The sequence below is a fragment of the Actinoallomurus sp. CA-142502 genome (genome assembly GCF_050936355.1).
GTDB classification, from domain to species: Bacteria; Actinomycetota; Actinomycetes; order Streptosporangiales; family Streptosporangiaceae; genus Actinoallomurus; species Actinoallomurus iriomotensis.
Map to the genome: position 1 here is coordinate 666,365 of NZ_JBNJMY010000001.1, position 19,355 is coordinate 685,719.

Annotated in this window: 21 protein-coding genes; 10 read left to right on the forward strand and 11 right to left on the reverse strand. The window is 72.6% G+C overall.

Annotation, left to right across the window (positions count from 1 at the left end; translation table 11 throughout):
* Positions 1-13: 13 nt before the first annotated feature.
* Positions 14-724, reverse strand: a complete 711-nt coding sequence (locus tag ACQEV1_RS03685) for a Mut7-C RNAse domain-containing protein (RefSeq protein ID WP_433391148.1) — start codon at positions 722-724, stop codon at positions 14-16.
* Between the two features lie 134 nt (positions 725-858).
* Complete coding sequence (locus ACQEV1_RS03690) at positions 859-1,374, reverse strand: N-acetyltransferase family protein (protein ID WP_433391151.1); 516 nt, start codon at positions 1,372-1,374, stop codon at positions 859-861.
* 52 nt (positions 1,375-1,426) lie between these two features.
* Here ACQEV1_RS03690 and ACQEV1_RS03695 point away from each other — a divergent pair, with 52 nt between their 5' ends.
* Both ACQEV1_RS03695 and ACQEV1_RS03700 read left to right on the forward strand, forming a co-directional pair.
* Positions 1,427-2,011, forward strand: a complete 585-nt coding sequence (locus ACQEV1_RS03695; protein WP_433405839.1) for a helix-turn-helix domain-containing protein — start codon at positions 1,427-1,429, stop codon at positions 2,009-2,011.
* An 82-nt stretch (positions 2,012-2,093) separates the two neighbouring features.
* Positions 2,094-3,215: a serine hydrolase domain-containing protein gene (locus ACQEV1_RS03700; RefSeq protein WP_433391154.1), complete on the forward strand. Its 1,122-nt coding sequence runs from the start codon at positions 2,094-2,096 to the stop codon at positions 3,213-3,215.
* 44 nt (positions 3,216-3,259) lie between these two features.
* Here the strand turns inward: ACQEV1_RS03700 and ACQEV1_RS03705 are convergent, their stop codons facing one another.
* Both ACQEV1_RS03705 and ACQEV1_RS03710 read right to left on the reverse strand, forming a co-directional pair.
* Entirely contained in the window at positions 3,260-4,351 is a 1,092-nt protein-coding gene (locus ACQEV1_RS03705; RefSeq protein WP_433391157.1) for an NAD(P)/FAD-dependent oxidoreductase, read from the reverse strand.
* 90 nt (positions 4,352-4,441) lie between these two features.
* Positions 4,442-5,656, reverse strand: a complete 1,215-nt coding sequence (locus tag ACQEV1_RS03710) for an MFS transporter (protein ID WP_433405841.1) — start codon at positions 5,654-5,656, stop codon at positions 4,442-4,444.
* 111 nt (positions 5,657-5,767) lie between these two features.
* Here ACQEV1_RS03710 and ACQEV1_RS03715 point away from each other — a divergent pair, with 111 nt between their 5' ends.
* Complete coding sequence (locus tag ACQEV1_RS03715) at positions 5,768-6,466, forward strand: ArsR/SmtB family transcription factor (RefSeq protein ID WP_433391160.1); 699 nt, start codon at positions 5,768-5,770, stop codon at positions 6,464-6,466.
* Here the strand turns inward: ACQEV1_RS03715 and ACQEV1_RS03720 are convergent.
* Positions 6,453-7,277, reverse strand: a complete 825-nt coding sequence (locus ACQEV1_RS03720; RefSeq protein WP_433391163.1) for an AraC family transcriptional regulator — start codon at positions 7,275-7,277, stop codon at positions 6,453-6,455. The genes ACQEV1_RS03715 and ACQEV1_RS03720 overlap by 14 nt on opposite strands.
* Before the next feature lie 73 nt (positions 7,278-7,350).
* Between ACQEV1_RS03720 and ACQEV1_RS03725 the strand changes: the two genes are divergently transcribed.
* Positions 7,351-7,761, forward strand: a complete 411-nt coding sequence (locus tag ACQEV1_RS03725) for a DUF2000 domain-containing protein (RefSeq protein WP_285635277.1) — start codon at positions 7,351-7,353, stop codon at positions 7,759-7,761.
* Between the two features lie 3 nt (positions 7,762-7,764).
* On the opposite strand, the gene ACQEV1_RS03730 is transcribed toward ACQEV1_RS03725, so the two are convergent.
* Positions 7,765-9,564, reverse strand: coding sequence for a S8 family serine peptidase (locus tag ACQEV1_RS03730; protein ID WP_433391166.1), 1,800 nt, complete (start codon positions 9,562-9,564; stop codon positions 7,765-7,767).
* A gap of 258 nt (positions 9,565-9,822) precedes the next feature.
* Between ACQEV1_RS03730 and ACQEV1_RS03735 the strand changes: the two genes are divergently transcribed.
* From ACQEV1_RS03735 to ACQEV1_RS03750, 4 genes are all read left to right on the forward strand, one after another.
* Positions 9,823-10,167 (forward strand): PadR family transcriptional regulator, encoded by a 345-nt coding sequence (locus ACQEV1_RS03735; RefSeq protein ID WP_285635281.1) that lies wholly within the window; start codon positions 9,823-9,825, stop codon positions 10,165-10,167.
* Between the two features lie 5 nt (positions 10,168-10,172).
* The gene (locus ACQEV1_RS03740; protein WP_433391170.1) at positions 10,173-10,766 is read left to right on the forward strand and encodes an HAAS signaling domain-containing protein; all 594 of its coding nucleotides are present in this window, start codon (positions 10,173-10,175) and stop codon (positions 10,764-10,766) included.
* 187 nt (positions 10,767-10,953) lie between these two features.
* The gene (locus ACQEV1_RS03745) at positions 10,954-11,637 is read left to right on the forward strand and encodes a YrdB family protein (RefSeq protein WP_433391173.1); all 684 of its coding nucleotides are present in this window, start codon (positions 10,954-10,956) and stop codon (positions 11,635-11,637) included.
* 169 nt (positions 11,638-11,806) lie between these two features.
* The gene (locus ACQEV1_RS03750) at positions 11,807-13,372 is read left to right on the forward strand and encodes a PQQ-binding-like beta-propeller repeat protein (protein WP_433391176.1); all 1,566 of its coding nucleotides are present in this window, start codon (positions 11,807-11,809) and stop codon (positions 13,370-13,372) included.
* A gap of 44 nt (positions 13,373-13,416) precedes the next feature.
* Here ACQEV1_RS03750 and ACQEV1_RS03755 read toward each other — a convergent pair whose 3' ends face one another.
* Positions 13,417-14,523 carry an alpha/beta hydrolase family protein gene (locus ACQEV1_RS03755; protein ID WP_433391179.1) on the reverse strand — a complete coding sequence of 369 codons (1,107 nt, stop codon included), beginning with the start codon at positions 14,521-14,523 and terminating at the stop codon, positions 13,417-13,419.
* A 132-nt stretch (positions 14,524-14,655) separates the two neighbouring features.
* On the opposite strand from ACQEV1_RS03755, the gene ACQEV1_RS03760 reads away from it, so the two are divergent.
* Both ACQEV1_RS03760 and ACQEV1_RS03765 read left to right on the forward strand, forming a co-directional pair.
* Positions 14,656-15,861 carry a sensor histidine kinase gene (locus ACQEV1_RS03760; protein ID WP_433391182.1) on the forward strand — a complete coding sequence of 402 codons (1,206 nt, stop codon included), beginning with the start codon at positions 14,656-14,658 and terminating at the stop codon, positions 15,859-15,861.
* Positions 15,858-16,505, forward strand: a complete 648-nt coding sequence (locus ACQEV1_RS03765; protein WP_433391185.1) for a response regulator — start codon at positions 15,858-15,860, stop codon at positions 16,503-16,505. The genes ACQEV1_RS03760 and ACQEV1_RS03765 overlap by 4 nt, the downstream gene beginning before the upstream one ends.
* Here ACQEV1_RS03765 and ACQEV1_RS03770 read toward each other — a convergent pair.
* The 4 genes from ACQEV1_RS03770 to ACQEV1_RS03785 all read right to left on the reverse strand — a co-directional run bounded on the left by ACQEV1_RS03770 (position 16,497) and on the right by ACQEV1_RS03785 (position 19,297).
* A complete protein-coding gene (locus tag ACQEV1_RS03770; RefSeq protein WP_285635298.1) occupies positions 16,497-16,754 on the reverse strand; it encodes a hypothetical protein in 258 nt (85 codons plus the stop codon). The two genes, ACQEV1_RS03765 and ACQEV1_RS03770, sit on opposite strands and share 9 nt — an antisense overlap.
* Before the next feature lie 141 nt (positions 16,755-16,895).
* Positions 16,896-18,320, reverse strand: a complete 1,425-nt coding sequence (locus ACQEV1_RS03775) for a GNAT family N-acetyltransferase (protein ID WP_433391189.1) — start codon at positions 18,318-18,320, stop codon at positions 16,896-16,898.
* The gene (locus tag ACQEV1_RS03780) at positions 18,317-18,580 is read right to left on the reverse strand and encodes an Ada metal-binding domain-containing protein (protein WP_433391193.1); all 264 of its coding nucleotides are present in this window, start codon (positions 18,578-18,580) and stop codon (positions 18,317-18,319) included. The genes ACQEV1_RS03775 and ACQEV1_RS03780 overlap by 4 nt, the downstream gene beginning before the upstream one ends.
* 3 nt (positions 18,581-18,583) lie before the next feature.
* Positions 18,584-19,297 (reverse strand): 2OG-Fe(II) oxygenase, encoded by a 714-nt coding sequence (locus ACQEV1_RS03785; RefSeq protein ID WP_433391196.1) that lies wholly within the window; start codon positions 19,295-19,297, stop codon positions 18,584-18,586.
* Positions 19,298-19,355 lie beyond the last annotated feature (58 nt).

Below are 19,355 nucleotides of genomic sequence, written 5' to 3' on the forward strand. Positions count from 1 at the left end.
GTCTTTCCCTCGGTCACGCGTGGCGCATCCGACGGGCGTCGTTCACGATCTCCCTCAGCCGTTCGTGGTGCGCGCCCTTCCAGTAGAGCCGGTCGCAGGCCTGACAGCGGGCGAACTCGTCGTGGCAGCGGCGGGTGCCGGGTTCGAGGCGGTGCTCGATCTCCTCTTTGGCCACGGGGGCGAGCCGGCCGTTGCAGGCGGTGCAGCGCGTCCACGGACGCAGCGGCGGCGCGAACCGGTCGAGAAGGTCGTCGAACTGCTCATCGGGCCGGCTCCCGCGTACGAAGGCGCCGAACCACAGCTTGCGGCGGCGGAGGATGCCACGATCCTGGGTGAGCAGGATCCTGCGCTGCTCGTTGGCCATGTCGATGAGGGTGTCGTCGTCGAGATCGTTGCCGTACGCGGCGTCGACCCCGACGAGCCGTAGCCGCCGGGCGACGGTGCCGAGGTGAACGTCGAGCAGGAACCGGGGCGGATCGGGCGTCGGCTGCGGCCGCGAGACGGCGAGTACGGTGACGTGCTCCCCGTCGACGGGTCGATGCGACGTGGCGACGGGGCCGCCGTCCAGGAGCAGCGTGCCGACCTCCGGCAGGGGGACGCCGAGCGACTCGACCACGTGCCCCAGCGAGGACGTGCCGTCGACGGCGGCGTCGACCCGCCCGTCCCGGTGCCGGGACGCCAGGAACAGCCGCAGGTCGGGCGCGACCTCGATCAGGATGCCCACGCCTCCATTGTGGTCGCTCCCGTGCCGTGCGCGGCTACGGTCTCGGCCGGACCTGGTCGACGGCGACGGGCCCGAGCGTGCGGGCGTCGGGCCTTTTGCGCGTGGTCGCGGAGCCGTGGCCGTGAGTCCTGGACCTAATCCGTGGTCAGGGCCCGCTGCATGAGCAGCGTGTCGATCGAGCGGCCGTGCTTGTGTCCGACGCCGGTCAGCCGGCCCGCGGGCGCGAAGCCGAAACGCTCGTGCAGCGCGGTGGAGGCGCCGTTCCCGGTGTCCGCGATGACCGCGATCATCTGGCGCATGCCCGCCTGGGCGCATCGGGGCAGCAGCGTGCCGAGCAGCGCTCCGCCCAGCCCCCGCCCCGTCCGGTCCGGGGCGAGATAGATCGAGTCCTCCACCGTGTACCGGTAGGCCGGCTTGGGGCGCCACGGGCCGGCGTAGGCATACCCGACGACCTCGTCGTTGAGGTCGGCGACCAGGAAGGGCAGCCCCCGGCCGGCGAGGTCGTCGAGCCGCCCCTGCCAATCGGCGACGGTCGGCGAGGTCTGGTCGAAGGTGATCACGGTCTCGGAGACGTAGTGCGCGTAGATCTCGGCCACGGCCTCCAGATCAGCGGGAACGGCGGGGCGAATGACCGCTTCGGGGACTGCCACGGCATGCTCGTTTCTCTATAGTGAAATTCGCAGCTATTATAGAGAAATGCTTGTGGCCTTGGGCAGACGCATCCAGGGGCTGCGACACGACCGGGGCCTGACTCTTCAGCAGCTGGCCGAGGCGGCCGACGTGAGCGTGGGCATGCTGTCGTCGGTGGAGCGCGGGCAGAAGGCCCCGACGATCGTGGTCCTGGCCCGCATCGCGGACGGCCTCGGTGTGTCTCTGGCCGACCTCGTCGCCGAGCCCGAGGACACCCGGATCATCGTGCGCCGCGCCGCCGACCAGGACAGCGTCGACGAGCCGGGAGGATGGCGGCGGACCGTCCTGTCGCCGGTCGTGCCCGGAGTGAACTTCGAGTGGATCCGCACGACCCTGCCTCCGGACTGCGACGCCGGCCGCTTCCCGGCGTACGCCCCGGGCTCCCACGAGTACGTCGTCGTCGAGTCCGGCACCCTCCGGCTGACCATCGCCGACACGCCCGTCGACCTGAACGAGGGCGACTCGGCCTACTTCGCCGCCGACGTCACCCACGGCTACGCCAACACGGGATCCGGGCCGTGCACGTACTACGTCGCCGCACTCATCATGCGCCCCCGCGCGGCCCAGCCACGTACCCGGGTGACTCAGCGCCACTGAAACCATCATTTCATTCCGATTTAATCGGTCGCCGCTAACTTTACTGCGGTTTATGAGCAGCCGATTTCGGAGGTTGGCGCAGGTGAAATTCTGGAGAGCCGGTACCCGGGCGGTCATCGCCCTTTCCATATTGATCACCGGCGCCGCCGGTGTGACCGCCGCGCGGGCCGAGGCGCAGACGCCGGGCGAGGTGCTCCAGGCGGGCGTGACGAAAGCGCGGTCGGACAACAACCTGCCCGGTGTCATCGGCATGGTCCGCGACGGCGAGACGGTCGAGTACGCCCACGCGGGCTGGGGAGACATGTTCATGCGGGTGCCGGCGGACCCGAAGGCGCAGTTCCGCATCGGCAGCAACACCAAGCAGTTCACCTCCACCGTGCTGCTGCAACTGGAGGCCGAGCACAAACTGTCGCTCGACGACACCGTGGACCGGTGGCTGCCCGGCGTAGTGAACAAGAACGGCAACGACGGCAAAAAGATCACCATCAGGCAGTTGCTCAACCACACCAGCCGCCTGCCCGACTACATCTCGGACACGGCGTTCCGCAACGAATACATCGCGGACCTGAACAACGGCAAGCACTGGGATCCGCGGAAACTGGTCGACATCGCCATCTCGAATCCGCCGCTGGACAAGTTCGCCTACTCGAACACGAACTACATTCTCGCCGGCATGGTCATCAAGGCGGTGACCGGGAACGACCCGGCGACCGAGGTGAAGAACCGGATCATCGACCCGCTCGGCCTCAAGAACACCACCTTCCCGACCGACGACCCCAAGCTGTACGGGAACTGGCTGCACGGCTACGAATGGGTCCGGGACATCTCCTTCTCCAACGTCTCGGCGTTCGGGCCGGCGGGCGCGATCGTGTCCACGATGGACGACCTGGCGGACTTCGACCGGGCCCTGTTCTCCGGCCGCCTGCTGCCCCCGGCCCAGCAGCAGGAACTCGAGACCGTGGGCGGCTTCACCAACTACGCGCTCGGCGTGGGGCGGGTCGACACCAAGAAGTGCGGCGAGGTGTTCACCCACACCGGCGAGGTGCTCGGCTACGTGAGCACCTGGATCAGCAGCGCGGACGGCGAACGCCAGGTCGTGGTGGCCCAGAACGAATACCACGTGGGCCTGGTCACGGACAATGAGCCTGGCGTGACCGCTCAATGGGACACGGCCGTGGACGCCTACTGCGCGACCGGGCGGTAGCGAGCCTCCAACGACGTCCTCCCTACCCGCCCCGGTCGGGATGGCTAGCCGGGGAACGCGAGCACCTCGGCGCCGGGGCGGAACGGGCTCAGCAAGGCGGACTCCGTGCCGTGCAGTTCGCCGGCGACCAGGTCGGCCAGCAGCGGGGCGAGGGTGATGCCGTCGCGGGTCACCGCCGCGTACACGCGGTACGCGTGGTCCACGAAGCCCGCCGCCGTGCGGCCTCGGCACGGGCCCGCGTGCTGGGCGACGCGTACCTGTTCCACGTGGGCGCCGTCGGTGCCGGTCAGCAGTTCCGGCAGGCGGGACAGCAGTTCCGCGCCGACCCGGGGCGGCGGTGGCACCGCCGGGTCCGCGGCCGCGTCCAGGTCCGGGGCGCGCAGCAGCAGGCGGCCCCCGCCGTCCGGGCGTACGCTCAGGCGGTCCGTCGACAGGACGCGCGACAGCGGGGCCGTCACCGGTGTCGTGCTCGCCAGGAAGCCGCCCGTGTGCGCGCCCGGCATGCGCGAATCGAGCGTCGCGACGTCCAGCAGCATGCCGGTCCAGCGGCCCGCGCAGCTCACCACGTAGTCGGCGGTCCGCACGTCGCCGTCGGCGAGCACGACGTTCGCGCCCGACCCGTTCGACCGGATCTCCCGTACGGCGACGCCGGTCTCGACGTCGGCGCCGCCCGCGCGCGCCTCGGCCAGCAGGCGGCCGAGCAGCCGGGCCGGGAAGACGTGGGCCTCCTCCGGGAACAGCGCGTACTCGGTGCCGTCCGGCCGCGGGACCAGGCCCGGTTCCAGCTCGGCGGCCCGCGCGGCGGTGATCCACTCGACGGCGTAGTCACGGCCCGCGAGCCAGTCCACCCGCCGGTTCAGCTCCTCCAGGCTCGCTCGCTCCGTCGCCCACACCAGGTGCCCGGTCGGCACGAACGCGTCGCTGCCCAGCGCGTGGTGGGCGTGGACGGCCGCGTGGGCCAGCGTGTGGTACGGCTCCGACTCCGTGTGATCCGCGGTGACCAGGCCGAATGACGCGCCGGTGGTGCCGGCGCCGGCGAAGCGCTCCTCCAGCACCGTGACCCGCGCGCCGCGGCGGGTCAGTCCGGCCGCGACGGCGGCGCCCACGATGCCCGCTCCGATGACCACGACTCGCACGAGGGCTCCTTTCGCTCCCCCGCGGCTCGCGGAGGCCTTGATCGCGACGGTAGCGAAGAGAGGGGGCGCGATCACCGATGTTCGAGCTGGTCAGATGGTGTGTCGCGGCTCGCGTCGGGTTCGCTCGGCCCGGCGGGCGAGTGCCGGCAGGGGCGCGGAGCACGCGACGAACACCGCGGCGACGAGGAGCCAGCCCGCCGCCCCGAGCCCGGTGAGCGTCAGCGTGAACACCGCGGGCGCGAACATCTGCACCGTCGCGGTGGCCCCCTCCGACGCTCCCTGGTACGCCCCGCGTGCGTGCTCGGGCATCAGGGGGATCGACAGCCCCCAGCTCGCCGCGACGAACCCCAGCTCACCGGCCACGTGGAAGAGCGACGCGACGATGACGACCGACGCGGCGACCAGGACGGGCCCGGCGGACGTCGTCGCCAGCAGCACACAGCTCACCGCCAGCGCGACGCCCGACCACACCGCCGTACGGGCGGAGGCGCCGACGCCGCGCGCCAGCCGGGCGGCCGGCACCTGGAGAACGGCGATCCCGACCGAGCTGATCACCACGACCGCGCCGCTCAGCGACAGCGGGAGCCGGCCCGTACGGGAGATCCACAGCGGGAGGCCCGTGGACAGCATCGCCCAGCACAGGGACAGCACCGCCGTGGCCCCGGCGACGGCCAGGTACGGGCGGTCGCGCAGGACCAGCCGCGCGCCGGTCGTACGGGAGCGGGCGACCGGCGCCCCCGAGGGCACGGTCGCGGTCACGGCCGCCAGTACGAGGAAGCTGGCCGCGTCGCCCGCGATCGCCGCCAGATAGCCGCCGGGCCGGTCGGCCGACAGGACCAGCGCGCCGAGCCCGGCGCCGACGGCGTACCCGACGTGCTGGGCGACGCGTTGCCCGGCCAGGGTCCGCATCCGCTCGGCGTCGCCGGGGACCAGCCCGGCCACCATCGCGGTCCGCGCCGCGGTGGCGCCGTTGGCCGGCGCGGTGAACAAGACGGTCACCACGAGGAACGCCCAGGTGCCGTGGATGACCAGGTATCCGGCCATCGCCGCCGCCCGTACGACGGTGATCGCGACGAGCACGCCGCGCGGACCGTACCGGTCGGCGAGCGCCCCGATCGGCACGGCCAGGGCGAGCCCGGCGCCGCCGGCCAGCGTCATGGCCAGGCCGACGGTGCCCGGGGACAGCCGCAGGATCCGGGTGAAGTACAGCGCCCAGATGGTGAACCACAGGCCGTCACCCAGTGCCGAGATCCCGCGTCCCCAGAGCAGCCGCCGCAGCCCCGGCCGTACCGCCGAGAGCGCCATCGTTGCCACCACGCCACCTTTCAGAGAACTCTGAAAGGTGAATGTAGGTCGGTGCGCGACGACGGCGCAAGCACCATTCACGGTTCCATGAATGGTGATAGCCTGACCGGCATGTCGGATTGGGTCGATCCTCGGCACCCGGTGACCAGCGCGGTGACCGCGCTCGCGCGGGAGCTCGCCGATCCGATTCGGCTCACCGCCCTGCAGCTCCTCGCCATCGAGGGCCCGCACACGCTCAGCCAGCTCGCCGACGCGCTCGGCGTGACAGCGCCCCGCCTGGGCAACCACCTGGCGCGGCTGCGTACGGCCGGGCTCGTCGAGGTCGAGCACACCGGACGGCACGCGGTCTACCGCGCGGCCGCCCCCGGCCTCGGTGACGTGCTCACCGCGCTGTCCCGTTACGCGCACGCCGACCCGGAGGCGGGGCCGCGGCGTGCCGGTGCCACCGCCGACGCGACGCGGACCTGCTACGACCACCTCGCCGGGCGGCTCGGCGTCGCGGTGTTCGGCGCGCTCGTCCGGCGGGGCGCGCTGACGGACGACGGCCGGAGCCTGGGGCCCGACCCCACGCTCTTCGGCGAGCTCGGCGTCGACCTCGCGGCGGTCGATCCGGGCCGCCGCAAGCTCGCCACCGCCTGCCTGGACCGTACGTGGCGGCTTCCGCACCTCGGCGGGGCGCTCGGCCGCTCCGTGCTCGACGCCTTCCTCGACCAGGGGCTCGTCGCGCCGGTCGGCGGCCGGGACGTGACGGTGACGGCGGCGGGTGCCGAGCGGCTGCCCGTCCTGCTGCCCGGCTTCACCCCGTCCTGAGGCGCGCGAGCCGATAGCCGCCGGGCGTGACGCCGTAGTAGCGGGTGAACCAGCGCGTGAGATGGGCCTGGTCGGCGAACCCCGTCCGGGCCGCGACGTCGCTCAGCGGCTCGCCGGCGGCGATCAGCCGCCGGGCCGTCCGTAGCCGCAGCTGCCGCTGGTAGTCGCTCGGCGCCATCCCGTACGCCGACCGGAACGCGCGGTAGACCGCGTAGCGGGTACGGCCGGTCGCGGCGGCGAGGTCGTCGGCGGTGACGTCCTCCAGATACGTGTCGTGGATGACGTCCCGCGCGAGCGCGGCGACCGTCGGCTCGGCGGCGGTGGGCCGTTCGGGTCGCCACCCGGTGGCGCGGCGGGTGAGGCACGCGACCGTGGCCGCGAGCAGTTCGTCGCGCCGCAGGGCCGGCGCGCCGCCGACCAGCGCGCGGTGCAGGGCGTCGACGTGCCGCGCGGCGGCCGGATCGTCGATCACCGGCTCGGCGAACAGCGGCAGACCGGCGGGGCGTCCTCCCCGGTCGGAGAGCACGTCGCGGACGAGATCCGGCCCGATGTGCACCATGCGGTAGGTGAAACCGAGCCCGTCGGCGGCGTGACCGTCGTGCGGGTCGTCGGGATTGAACGCCATCACCATGCCGCTCGCGCTGGTGTGCGCCCCGCCGCGGCAGGTGAACGACTGGGCGCCGCTCTCCGTGACGCCGAAGGAGTAGGACTCGTGGCTGTGCCGGTGGTAGACATGCCGCTCGAAGTGGGCGTGCATGGCCTCCAGCGGCCGATCACCCGAGTGCCAGTAACGGGACCAATCGCGTGGCACCGCTCCATTGTCGCCCGTGACCGGCGCACGAGCGTTCAAGACCCCCGGCGGGCGGCCGCGCCAGGATCGGGCCATGCGATTCGACACCAAGATCGGCATTGTCGTCCGGGAGGATCTGGCCGTCTGGCAGAAACTCAATGTGACCGCGTTCCTGGCCGGCGCGGTCGCCGCGAACCACCCCGAGGTCATCGGCGAGCCGTACGAGGACGGCTCCGGCACCGGATACCTGTCGATGTTCCGCCAGCCCGTGCTCGTCTACGCCGCCGGCGCCGAGGCGCTCGGCCGGGTGCGCGGCGCGGCCGTGAACCGCTCCCTGGACGTCGCCGTCTTCACCGAGGACATGTTCAAGACCGGGCACGACGAGGCCAACCGCGCCGCCGTCCGCGCCGTGCCGGCCGAGGAGCTGGCGCTGGTCGGCCTCGCCGTGTTCGGGCCGAAGAACCCCCTGGACAAGACCCTCAAAGGGCTGCCCCTGCACCCGTGAGCGTCAGGACAGCGTCACGTCGTCGAACTTGGCCGACGTCGGGTCGCCGAAGTAGCCGTCGTCGTGGCTCAGCAGCGTCAGGGTGTACGCGTGGCCGCCGACGACCGGAGCCTCGGCCTTCTCCCACGTGTTGTAGTACGTGCAGGTGCGGGGCAGCACCGTACTGGTGACGCCGGTCGTGTCGTCGCGCAGCGAGACGGTCACCCAGTCGTAGCGCACCTTGTCCGGGCAGCTGACGTTGTACCAGAACGACAGCCTGCGGTTGCCGCGCACGGCGGTGAAGTTCTGCCGGATGACGGAGTCGCCCTTCTTCGGATCGTCGGGGTAACCGAGCAGCGCCGCGTACCTTCCGCTGTGCGGATGGTCCTTGGTCACGCCGGTCACCACGCCCGCGGACGTCCAGCCGGCCAGCGAGCCGGTCTCGAAACCGCCGTTGACGAGCGGCCGCAGGGCCGCGGCCGCCATACGTGCCGGAGCGCCGCCCGTGACGGCGTGGTCCGCGACGGCGCGCGGTGCGGGGGCGCCGGGGCCGGGGCGGGCGGCCGCCAGGGCCGGCCAGGACACGCCCGCCTCGCGAACCCGGCTCGCCTCGGCCCGGCCGGCGCGGAAGGCGTCCACGCCGTCGGGTGTGCCGAGCCCGGTCGGGCCGTCGTAACCGGGGCCCGCGGTGCAGAGGTACGCCGGAGTGCAGGTGCCGGTGCTGCCCTGGACGATGTCGTGCAGCTTGTCCGGATGGGCGTACGGGACCGCGGCCGCGTACCCGGTGCCCGGCAGCGACGCGGCCAGGGCGTACGCCCCGGCGATGATCGGCGCCGCCGCGCTGGTGCCGCCGACGACCTGCCAGCCGCCGAACCCGAACGTGTCGTACACCGCGACGCCCGTGTGCGGGTCGGCGACCGCCGCGACGTCGGCGACGGTGCGGCGCGAACAGCCGGTGTCCTTCTGCCACGGCGGCTTGGGTGCCTGCGTCGAGCAGCCGGAGCCCGAACCGCTCCACGCCGTCTCGTCCCAGCCCCGCGCGTTGGACGCCCGGCTGAGTGTCGTGCCGCCGACCGCGGTGACGTGCGGGGCCGTGGCCGGGAACAGCACGCCGTAGCCGCTGTCGCCGGAGGCCGCGGTGATCGCCACGCCCGGGTGGTCGAAGTGCTGGAAGTCGGAGGCGGCCGCCGAGGCCGACTCCGCGCCGCCGTAGCTGTTGGAAATGTACTTCGCGCCGAGGCGTACGGCGGTGTCGACGCCCTGGCCCAGGCCGGGGATCGAGGGCTCGTCGGCCTCGACGAGGAGGATCCTGCAGTTGGGGCAGGCCGCCGAGACCATGTCGAGGTCGAGGGACATCTCCTCGGCCCAGCTGGTGTCGGCGTGGGGCAGCCGGGTGCTGCCGTCGGCGTTGACCTTGCGGAAGCAGCCGTTCGCGGTGGTGCACGGCGGCAGGCCGTACTGCGCGCGGTAGACGGCGAGGTCGGACTCGGCCTTCGGGTCGTCGAAGACGTTGATGATGGCGACCGTCTGGCCCTTGCCTGCGGTCGCGGTCGGCAGCCGGTAGGCGTCGCGCAGCTCGCGCGCGCCGAGCCCGGTGGGCGCGTGCTGCGGCTGGATGCCGTGCTGCGGCGTGACGTCGGTGCGCACGAGCGCGAGACAGGTCACCATGCCCGGCTTGGACGTGTCCGGGCACGCCCGCTTGACCGGCAGGCCCGCGAGCGGATCGACGCCGGCGTCCGCAGAGCCGACGCCGCGGACCGGCACGGAGACGAACGCGATCGCGGCCAGAACGGCGAGGCCCGCCCGCCGGGTGAGGATGGACACCATCTGCTCCCTTCACCCGCGGTGACGTGCGGGGCCGTGGCCGGGAAATGCGGCCGCGGAGCCGGCGCGCATGAATTCAATTCCCGCGACCGCTCGCGTCAATCGGCCCACTGAGCTGCGAAGAGTTGGTCCTGCGCTGCAATTTCGCGCGTTATGGCGCGATTAACGGCTATTTATTGAGCTACTTTTCATCTGGTCGAATACCCGATCGTCCTGCCTCCATCGACAACCCATGCCGAGGCAGGTACCATGCGTGGCATGGAACAGGGTGATGCATTGAACCTCCTCACGCAGATGCGTAGGGGCGCGCTGCCCTACTGCGTGCTGGCGCTGTTGCGCGACGAGCAGCGCTACAGCGTCGAGATCATCCGCCTTCTCGGCGAGGTCGACGGGATGGTCACCAGCGAAGGGACCATCTACCCCCTGCTGTCCCGGCTGCGCCGGCAGGGCCTGGTCGAAACCACATGGCAGGAGTCCACCACCGGTCCGCCGCGGCGCTACTACCGGCTCACCTCGGCCGGGCGCCAGGCGCTGAACGTTTTCGCCGGGGAGTGGGACCGATTCAGCGACGCCGTGAAGTACTTCATAGGGAAGGGAAATTGAAAGCGATGACGGCTACGGACGAACTGATCGAGGACTATCTCGGCCGCCTCGAGACGGCGGCGCGCACGCTGCCGTCGGCCCAGCGAGCGGAACTGCTCGCCGAGATCAAGGCCCACATCGAAATCACGTTGTCCCAGGAGGGGCACCAGGACGAGGCGACCGTACGCACCGTCCTCGACCGCCTCGGCACGCCGGAGGACATCGTCCGTGAGGCGGGCGCCGAGGCGGAGCCCTCACCTCGGGCGGCGGCCACCGGGCGACGCGCGGTGGGCGCCTTCGAGCTCGTGGCGGTCATCCTCCTGCTGATCGGCGGCATCGTCCTACCCGGCCTCGGCTGGGTGATCGGAGTGGTGCTTCTGTGGGCCTCCGCTCGTTGGACGACCCTCGACAAGCTGATCGGCACCCTGATCTTCCCCGGAGGGCTGGCGGTCGGCGTCTGGTTCCTCTTCTTCTGGAGTGGGTCCAGTGTCTGCTCCGCGGACGGCGCCTGTAAGACCTCGGGAGCCGGACTCGCCTCGACCATCTGCCTGGTCGCCACGGTCGGCTCGATCGGATCGGCCGCATACCTGCTGCGCCGCGCGAAACATCCTGCGATGTGACCTCCCGGCCCACGCGGGGTGCTCTGGCGGGAGCGATCAGAAGCGGGGCACACTGGGGCGTACCTGGTGGCATCGGGATGTACGGGAGAGAGCACTGGCTTCCACGCGAGAGACCGGAGCGCCCGAGGCGCCGGTCGGTACCGAACGTTCGGCGGCCCCGCGGTTCGCCGCGGAGGTCGTCGCCTGGGTGGCGACGCCCTGGGCGCTGGCCTCCCACTCGCCGGTCCTCGCTGGTGTCGCGCTGCTGCTCCTGATCGGGCTCCCGGCCGTGTTCGCCACGCCCGGCGACAAGACCCAGGTTCCGGTCGCCGTGCCCGGCTGGGTCACGGTCGCGCTGGTCGTGCTGCAACTCCTCGCCGCGGTCACCGCGTCCTGGGCGGCCTGGCCGGTGCCGGTGGCGCTGCTGGTCTGGGCGCTGGTCATCGGCACCATCTACAGCGAGATCCCGCGCTGGCGGCGGCTCACCGGGGGCGACCTCGTCGCCACCGGTCCGGCGCACCTGGTGAACGAGGGGCTGGCGTTCCTCTTCGAACTGCTCGCGCTGGCGATCCTCGCCTGGTGGGGCGCGACCGTCGGGAGCGGGCTCGCCCTGCACCTGATTCTGGGCATCGGCACGCCGCTGGCGGCGGCGGTCATGTGGGGGCTGTTCGCCGCGCCGAAGGCCCGGGTGGCACTGCCGCTCGCCGGGGTCCTCGCGGTGAAGGCGCTCGTCTTCGGCTCGGCGATGATCTGCCTGGACGTGCTCGGGCACCGTACGCTCGCGGTCCTGTTCGGCGTGCTCGTCACCGCCAACACCGTGATCGCCACCCTCGACCGCGAGGCCGCCTTCCTCAAGGTGGACGTCTCGCGGTGGACCGGCATGAACCGCTGACCAGGAACGGGCATCCGATCGGCTGTTCATCTCCGGACTTTCGGTTGATCGGGTGTGACCGTCTGGTCGATGTGGAGCCCGGTGCGCGTTCGCCAGTCTGGCCGGGAGCCCGCGGTGGGCGCGGGCACCGGGAGGAGATGGGATGCGCGGAGCGCGAGGGCGCCGGCGAATGGCGATACCGATCGTGGTGTCTCTTGTCATGCCGTTGACCGCGATGGTGCCGCCGGCGGGCGCCGCCGTGCCGCGGGCGAACGGCGACTGGCCGACCTGGCAGGGCGACCGGCTCGGGTCGCGGTACAACCCGGCCGAACACACCATCACGCCGGCCAATGTCGGCGGGCTGAAGTTGAAGTGGGCCTTCGCGTACCCGAAGGAGGCCGGCACACCGCGCAGCCAGCCCGCGGTCTCCGGCGGCACGGTCTACTTCGGCGGCCCGGACGGCAAGATGTACGCCCGCGACGCCCGTACCGGCGGCGCGCGGTGGACCTTCGACCTGACCACGGTCGGCACCGGCGGCACGCAGGTACAGGACGGCCCGGCGGTCTCCGGCGGCCGGGTCTACTTCGGCGACATCCGCGGCTACCTGTACGCGGTGGACCGGCGCACCGGGCGGCTCGACTGGGTGACACGGCTCGACGCGACACCCGGCGCGGTCGTCACCAGCTCGCCGATCGTCTTCGACGGCCGGGTGTACGTCGGGGTGTCCAGCGGCGAGAACGTCGCCGGCAAGGACCACGCCTGCTGCACCTTCCGGGGGCACCTCGACGCCCTCGACGCCCGTACCGGGAAGGTCGCCTGGCGCTACTACACCGTGCCCAAGCCCAAGCAGGACGGCACCTGGCCGAACGGTCTGCCGAGGTACGCGCCGTCCGGCGGCGGGGTCTGGAGCAGCCCGGCGGTCGACCCGGAGACGCACACCGTGTACGTCGGCACCGGACAGAACTACACCGGCAGCGGCGGGCACTTCGACTCCGTACTGGCGCTGGACACCCGTACCGGGCGGGCCCGCTGGACCAGGAAGATGACCGACGTCGACACCTGGCGGGCCGAGTGCGGCAGCCAGGACCCGGCGGACCAGAAGTACTGCCCGAACCTCCCGGACGGCACCGCGCTGGACTTCGACCTCGGCGCCGCGCCGAACCTGTTCACCGTGGGCGGGCGGCGCCTGGTCGGCATCGGCCAGAAGGTCGGCGTGTACCACGTGCTCGACGCCCGTACGGGCAAGGCGGTCTGGCGGCGGCAACTGTCCACGCCGATGCCGAACGGCGGCCTGTCCGGCATCCAGTGGGGTTCGAGCTACGACGGGCACCGGCTGTACGTCGCGACGTACATGGCCGACCCGGGCACGCTGTTCGCGCTGGACCCGGCCACCGGGCACGTGCTGTGGCAGGCGCCGAGCCCGGCGGACGGCTGCACGACGGGCGGCGCGGCGAAGTACCCGGACATCTGCCAGCGCGGCTTCACCCCGGCGGTGACCACGACGCCCGGCCTCGTCTGGGAGGGCGGCATGGACGGCAAGATGCGCGCCTACTCGGCGGACACCGGCCGGGTCCTGTGGAGCTACGACACGATGCGGGACGTCCAGGGCGTCAACGGCCTGCCGGGCCGGGGCGGCGCCCTGTCCGGCGGCGGCGGCGCGGTCGTCTCGCACGGCCTGCTCTACACGCAGACCGGCTACGCCTTCACCCCGTACCCGAACGACCGCGGCTCCGCGCTGATGGTCTTCGGCCGCTGACCGGCGGCGGCGGCCCCCGCGCGAGGGGCCGCCGCTCTCCCGCGTCAGTTCCAGAAGGTCACCTCCGGACAGGCCGGCGAGGGCCCGTCCAGCAGGGGCTCGGGCCGGTTCCGGAGGTGGCGGTCGAAGAAGGCCCCGACGTAGGCCCGCGTGATCTGCACCGCGCGGGTCCCGGAGATGTCCGCGCCGAAGGCGAGGCCGAGGTCGTCGGCGAGCGGATGCAGGTCGGTGAACGAGGAGTGCTGCGTGCCGGCGACGGTGATCCAGCGTCGCCACCCGGTCAGGTGCCGCCACGCGTCGTTCCAGGTCGCGTCCTTGGACGACGGCGTGTGCCCGGCCGCGGTCCCCATGAGCAGGAACGGGCGGGACAGCCCGGTGACGGGCGTGTTGATCGTGCCGTCCATGTCGATCCCGGCCCGTACCCGCCGGTCGGCCGCCATGGTCACGGCCGTGGAGTCTCCGCCGAGGGAGTGCCCGGCCATGCCGATCCGCGAGGAGGAGACGCCGCCCTTCCATGCGGGATGCGGGCCGGTGAGCCGGTCGAGGACGAACGACACGTCGGCGGCCCGGCCGGCGGCCAGCTTCCGCGCCAGGGCGGGCGTCGGGTCGGCCTCGCACACGACACACGTGGTGGTGTGGCCGTCGGGGAAGGTCTCACCGAAGTTCTCGTAGGTGTGGTCCACCGCGGCGACCGCGTAGCCCCGGCTCGCCAGGTCCTCGCCCAGCGAGGTGAGGGACGAGCGCGGCAGGGAGAACCCCGGGGAGAGCACGACCAGCGGATGCCGGCCGCGGGTCGGCGTGGCGTCGGTGTACGCGTCGGTGCGGGTCCGGCTCAGCGTGTCGGGCGCCACGGTGGTGACGCCCTCTCCCTTGAGCAGCAGCGCCGACTCCTGCGGGGTCATGTACGCGGCGCGCGTGCCCCCTGCCGCCGACGCCGGGTACCAGAGCGACACCATCAGCCGGCGCGCGCCCGACGCCGGCACCCACGGGTCCGTACGCGAGGAGTCGACCAGCTGCAACGTCGTGACGCCGACCGGGCGAGGGCCGGTCGGCCGGGGCAGGCCGAGCTCGGGTTCCGCGGGCGCCGGGGCGGCGGCGGTGCAGGTGAGGAGGGTGGCGGCCAGCAGGCCGCCGATGATGGATTTCCGCATGGACCGCAGCCTCCAGCCGATGCGACGACGATCACGTCCGCTGGTCGTTGATCGGCCGGCTACGACTTTCGTTGGCGGCCGGTACGACGATCGTCGTGGGTCGGGGCGGCTCGCCGCCCGTACGCTCGGGCCATGGAGCGACACCGGACGATCGAGCGGCTGAGGCGGATCGACCGCCTGATCGATCCGGCCCTCCCGTGGATCCTCGGCGCGGCCGTCTGCCTGCTGTCCGTGGTGTCGGTCGAGGGCTTCCTCGGCGAGCTCTTCCCGGCGGCGGCCGGTCCGGCGGCCGTGTGGGTCCGCTTCCTGGCCATCGCGACCTGCGTGGCGTCCGGAGTCGCGGCCGGTCTCGCCCGGCGCCGGCGATGGCCCGTGTTCGTGCTGGCGGCGGTGGGCTGGGTGTGGCTGGCGCTCTGGCCCGCGGTGATGGTCGCCTCGTACTACGCCGGTACGAACCTGCGGCGGGCGCGCGTGGTGCCCTTCGGCCTGGCGACGCTCGCGGTCACCGGAATGTCGATCGGGACCGGGGCCGCGGTCGGCGGACCCCGGTATCTCGCGACCGCGACCTTCCCCAACCTCGCGATCCTGCTGGCCGTACTCGTGTGCCTGCCGCTGGCCACGGGTCTGTGGGTGAACGCGCGGCGGCTCGCCGTCGACGCGCTGCGCGAGCGCGCCCGGCGGCTGGAGCGTGAGCAGGCCGCCCGCGCCGAGCAGGCGCGGGCGCAGGAACGGACGCGGATCGCCCGGGAGATGCACGACGTCGTCGCCCACCGCGTCTCCCTGATGGTGCTGCATGCGGGGGCGCTGGAGGTCGGCGCCGGCGACGAGCGCACCGCCGAGGCGGCCGCCCTGATCCGCGGCATCGGCCGCGAGGCGCTCAGCGACCTGCGGAACGTCCTGGGGGTGCTCCGTTCGCCGTACGCGGGTGCGGCCACGGTGCCCCAGCCGACGCTGACCGATCTCGACCGGCTGCTCGACCAGACCAGGAGCCTGGGCATCGACGTCACCCGGCGCGACGAGGGCACGGTCCGGGCGCTCCCGGACCTGGTCGAGCGGACCGCCTACCGTGTCGTCCAGGAGGCCCTGACCAACGTGCACAAGCACGCCGGCGGCGCGTCCACCGAGGTCGTCCTGCGCTATCTTCCGGACGAGATCGAGGTGGCGGTGCGCAACGGCCCCAGCGAGGGGTCGCGAGAGCCGCTCCCCGGCGCGGGCCTGGGCCTGAGCGGACTGCGGGAGCGCGTCGGCCTGCTGGGAGGCGAGTTCGAGGCGTGCCCGCGGCCGGACGGCGGGTTCGGGATGACCGCCAGGCTGCCGGCCGGGGGAGGTACCGGGTGATCAGGGTGCTGGTCGTCGACGACGAGGCGCTCGTACGGTCCGGACTGCGCCTGATCCTGGAGGCGGCGGGCGACATCGTCGTGGTGGGCGAGGCGCGGGACGGCGCCGAGGCCGTGGCCGCGGTCGAGCGGCTCCGCGCCGACGTCGTGCTGATGGACGTGCGGATGCCCGGCATGGACGGGCTGACCGCCGCCGAGCGGATCGTGCGCCGGGACGACCCGCCCAAGGTGATCATGCTCACCACGTTCGACCTGGATGAACACGTACACCGGGCACTGCGGGCCGGCGCCGTCGGATTCCTGCTGAAGGACACTCCGCCGCGCGACCTGGCCTCCGCCGTCCGCACGGTCGCGGCCGGCAACGCGATGCTGGCCCCCACCGTGACCAGGCGGCTGATCGGATCGTTCGTCGAGCGGGGTCCGTCACACGCCGAGGCGGCCCACGAACGCTTCGCCGTCCTCACCACACGGGAGCGTCAGGTCGTACGCGCGGTCGCCCGCGGCCTGTCCAACGCCGAGATCGGCCGCGAGCTCACCATGCGGGAGGCCACGGTGAAGACGCACGTCAGCCGTGCGCTCGCCAAACTCGGGCTGACCAACCGCGTCCAGGCGGCGATCCTGGTGTACGAGGCCGGCCTACTGTGACGCGCCGCGGTTGGCGCGGACCCGGCTCGCCAGCCAGCCGGCGTACCCGGCGGTGCCCGCCAGGCCCAGGAGCCGCGTCCTCTTCGTCGTCAGGGCCAGCCCGAGCGCGACCTCGATCGCACCGTTGCGGTAGGTCCACTGGCGGGTGTCGTCGGGGAAGGCGGCCTTGGAGATCGGGTCGAACACCTGCGGAGCGGCGAAGTGGGCCGCCCCGGTCCCGGCAAGGAGAATTCCGGCGATACGCAACATCGGAAGGCCTTTCAGAGGGGGAAACCCCGACCATAGCCCTCCGGCGGTTATCCACAGGCCGTACCAAGGACCTTTCTCCCGCCGACCCGAGCGCCCGACAATAGAAATGGGGGGCCCCGGCGGGGGAGGGCTTCGGCGTTCTCAGGCTCCCGGGCGGAAGTTGAGGATCAGCCGGTCGCTGACCGGGCGGAAGCCGATGCGCTGGTAGACGCCGTTGCTCGTCGGGTTGGCCAGGTCGGTGAACAGCACGACGTGCGAGGCGCCGGCGTCCAGCGTCGCCCGGGCCAGGGCCGCGGTGACCGCGGCTCCGTACCCGCGCCGGCGGTGTTCGGGCGGCGTGTAGACCGGGCCGATCCGCGCCATCCCCGACACCACGCGCGTACGGGCCGCCAGCGTCACCGGGCGGCCGTCCACCTCCCACAGGAGCACCCCGTCATAGCCGATGCGGTCGTCGATCAGCGCGGCGTTCGTCAGGCCGCCGGCCGACGCCTCCTCCTCGAACGCCCTGAACCAGTCGAACACGAGGCCGTGGTCGGCGCCGGTGGCGACGCGTGGCAGACCGTCCGGGCGTGGGTCCGGCGGCTCCAGCCGATCCAGGCGGAACAGGCGCTGGCGCATGTGCACCTCCGCGACCGCATCCGTCCGCTTCTCCCAGATGTCGGCGAACGCGCGGGCCGCCGACGGGTGGCCGCTGACCCCGGGCAGGACGACGCCACGGTCGGCCAGTGCGTCGGCGAGCGCGGCGGCCGCCTGGTCCGGCACCGCGCTCAGCTGCAGCGGGAAGGTGCCGGTCTGCAGGAGCGTGCCCCGTACGCCCGCGTCCGGGCGCCACCAGCCGAACAGCGGCCCCTCGCCGAAGACGTCCGCGCCTTTCGCCCGCAGGGTCTCGACCACGCCCAGGGGCACGGTGTTCTCCACCGGGTCGGCGCGTAGGAAGTCGCCGGCCTCGGTGAGGTAGGCGTCCAGATCACCCGTGATGTTCCAGCCCATGCTCCATGGTGGACGCGATCGGGGCCGCCGCGCATCCGGATTTCCGGCGGCGTGTGCGCTCACCGGGGGCGGATCTCCCAGAAGCCACCGTCGGCGGTGGCGCCGCGCAGCCCGCACACCGTCTCCGGGCCGGCCAGCGCGGGCAGGCGCGTCGTGGAGTGAGGCGAAGGCGAAGGTTCGCCGCGGGTCCCAGCCGGTGCTGTACCGCAGGCGGCGGCTCAGCTGGGCGAAGCCGAGCGGGGCGGCGGCCACCACCCACGCGTCCGGTGCCGGAGCGGTCAGTCGCCGGGCGGACCGCAGCCAGGACGCGGCCGTCTCCGGCCAGTCCACCATGGTGATGATCTCCCTGCCCGGCCGCTGCCAGGCGGCGGCGAAGGCCCGGGCGGCCGTTCGGGAGGCGTCGTCGCGGCCGTGACCCACCACGACGGTCTGGACCCGCCCCGTCAGCAGCCCGATGAGAGCGGCGAGCTCCGCGTCGGTGTGGCGGGACGGTGGCGACGGTTCACCGTACGCGGCCACCTCGGCCGCGGCGACCAACGGCGAGCGGGACGGCCCGCGTTCGTACCGGAGAGTCATGTGTTCGCCTTCCATCGCGCGTATTCCTCGGGCAGACAGACGGCGCATGGCCGGTAGCCGGCCGCGGCGGCGGTGGCCTCGTCGGCGAAGAACACCCGATGCCGGACATAGCCACCGCGCGCGATGGCTCTCAGCGCCGAAGGGCAGTCCAGCCGCCCGTACAACCGCTGCTGCCGGTGGCCGCCGAGCGTGCCCGGTGTGAGGCTGCGGTAGGGACGTCCGTCCGCAGCGATCAACGTGTAGGCGCGAACAGCGGACATGGGTCAGGTGGCGTCGTGGAAGACCAGGCCGAGGGCGCGGCGGCGGCCCGTCCGTACGGTGCTGACGCCATGGCGTACGGCGCCGGCCGACCAGCCGCGCTTGGTGCGGACGGGGCGGTCGCGGGTGGTGAAGATCAGGCCGTGGCCCTGTTCGAGGACCCGTACCGTGCCGCGGGACTGGGCGCGGGGACGCTGTTCGACCAGGAGGAACTCGCCGCCGGTGTAGTCGGTGCCGTGTTCGTCGAGGCCGATCACGACCTGGAGCGGGAACAGCATGTCGCCGAACACGTCGCGGTGCAGGGCGTTCCAGTCGCCCGCGTGATAGCGCAGCAGGATCTGCGCCGACCGGGCCTGCCCGGCCTCGTGGCACAGCGCCAGCCATTCGGCGAGGTCGTCGGGCCAGGGCGCGGGACGGCCGAGGCGGGCCGCCCACTCACGGGCGATGGGCAGCAGATGAGGGTAGAAGGCCTCGCGCAGGCCGGCGATCGGATCCGGCAGGTCGTGGGTGAAGTACCGGTACTCGCCGGAGCCGAACCGGTGCCGGGCCATGTCGATCGTGCTCCGGAACAGCTCCTCCCGGTCGTAGAGGGCGGCGATGTCGCGGCACTGTTCCGGCGTGAGCAGCCGCGGCGTGAGCGCGCAGCCGTGCGTGTCCAGCTCCTCGGCGAGCGCCGTCCAGTCCGCCGCGTCCACGTTCCGTCCGCTGTCGTCGGTCATCACCCTTCCACTGTGCGGCAGGGAGAAGACGTCCGCTGGCGGAAAACGGACGGCACGT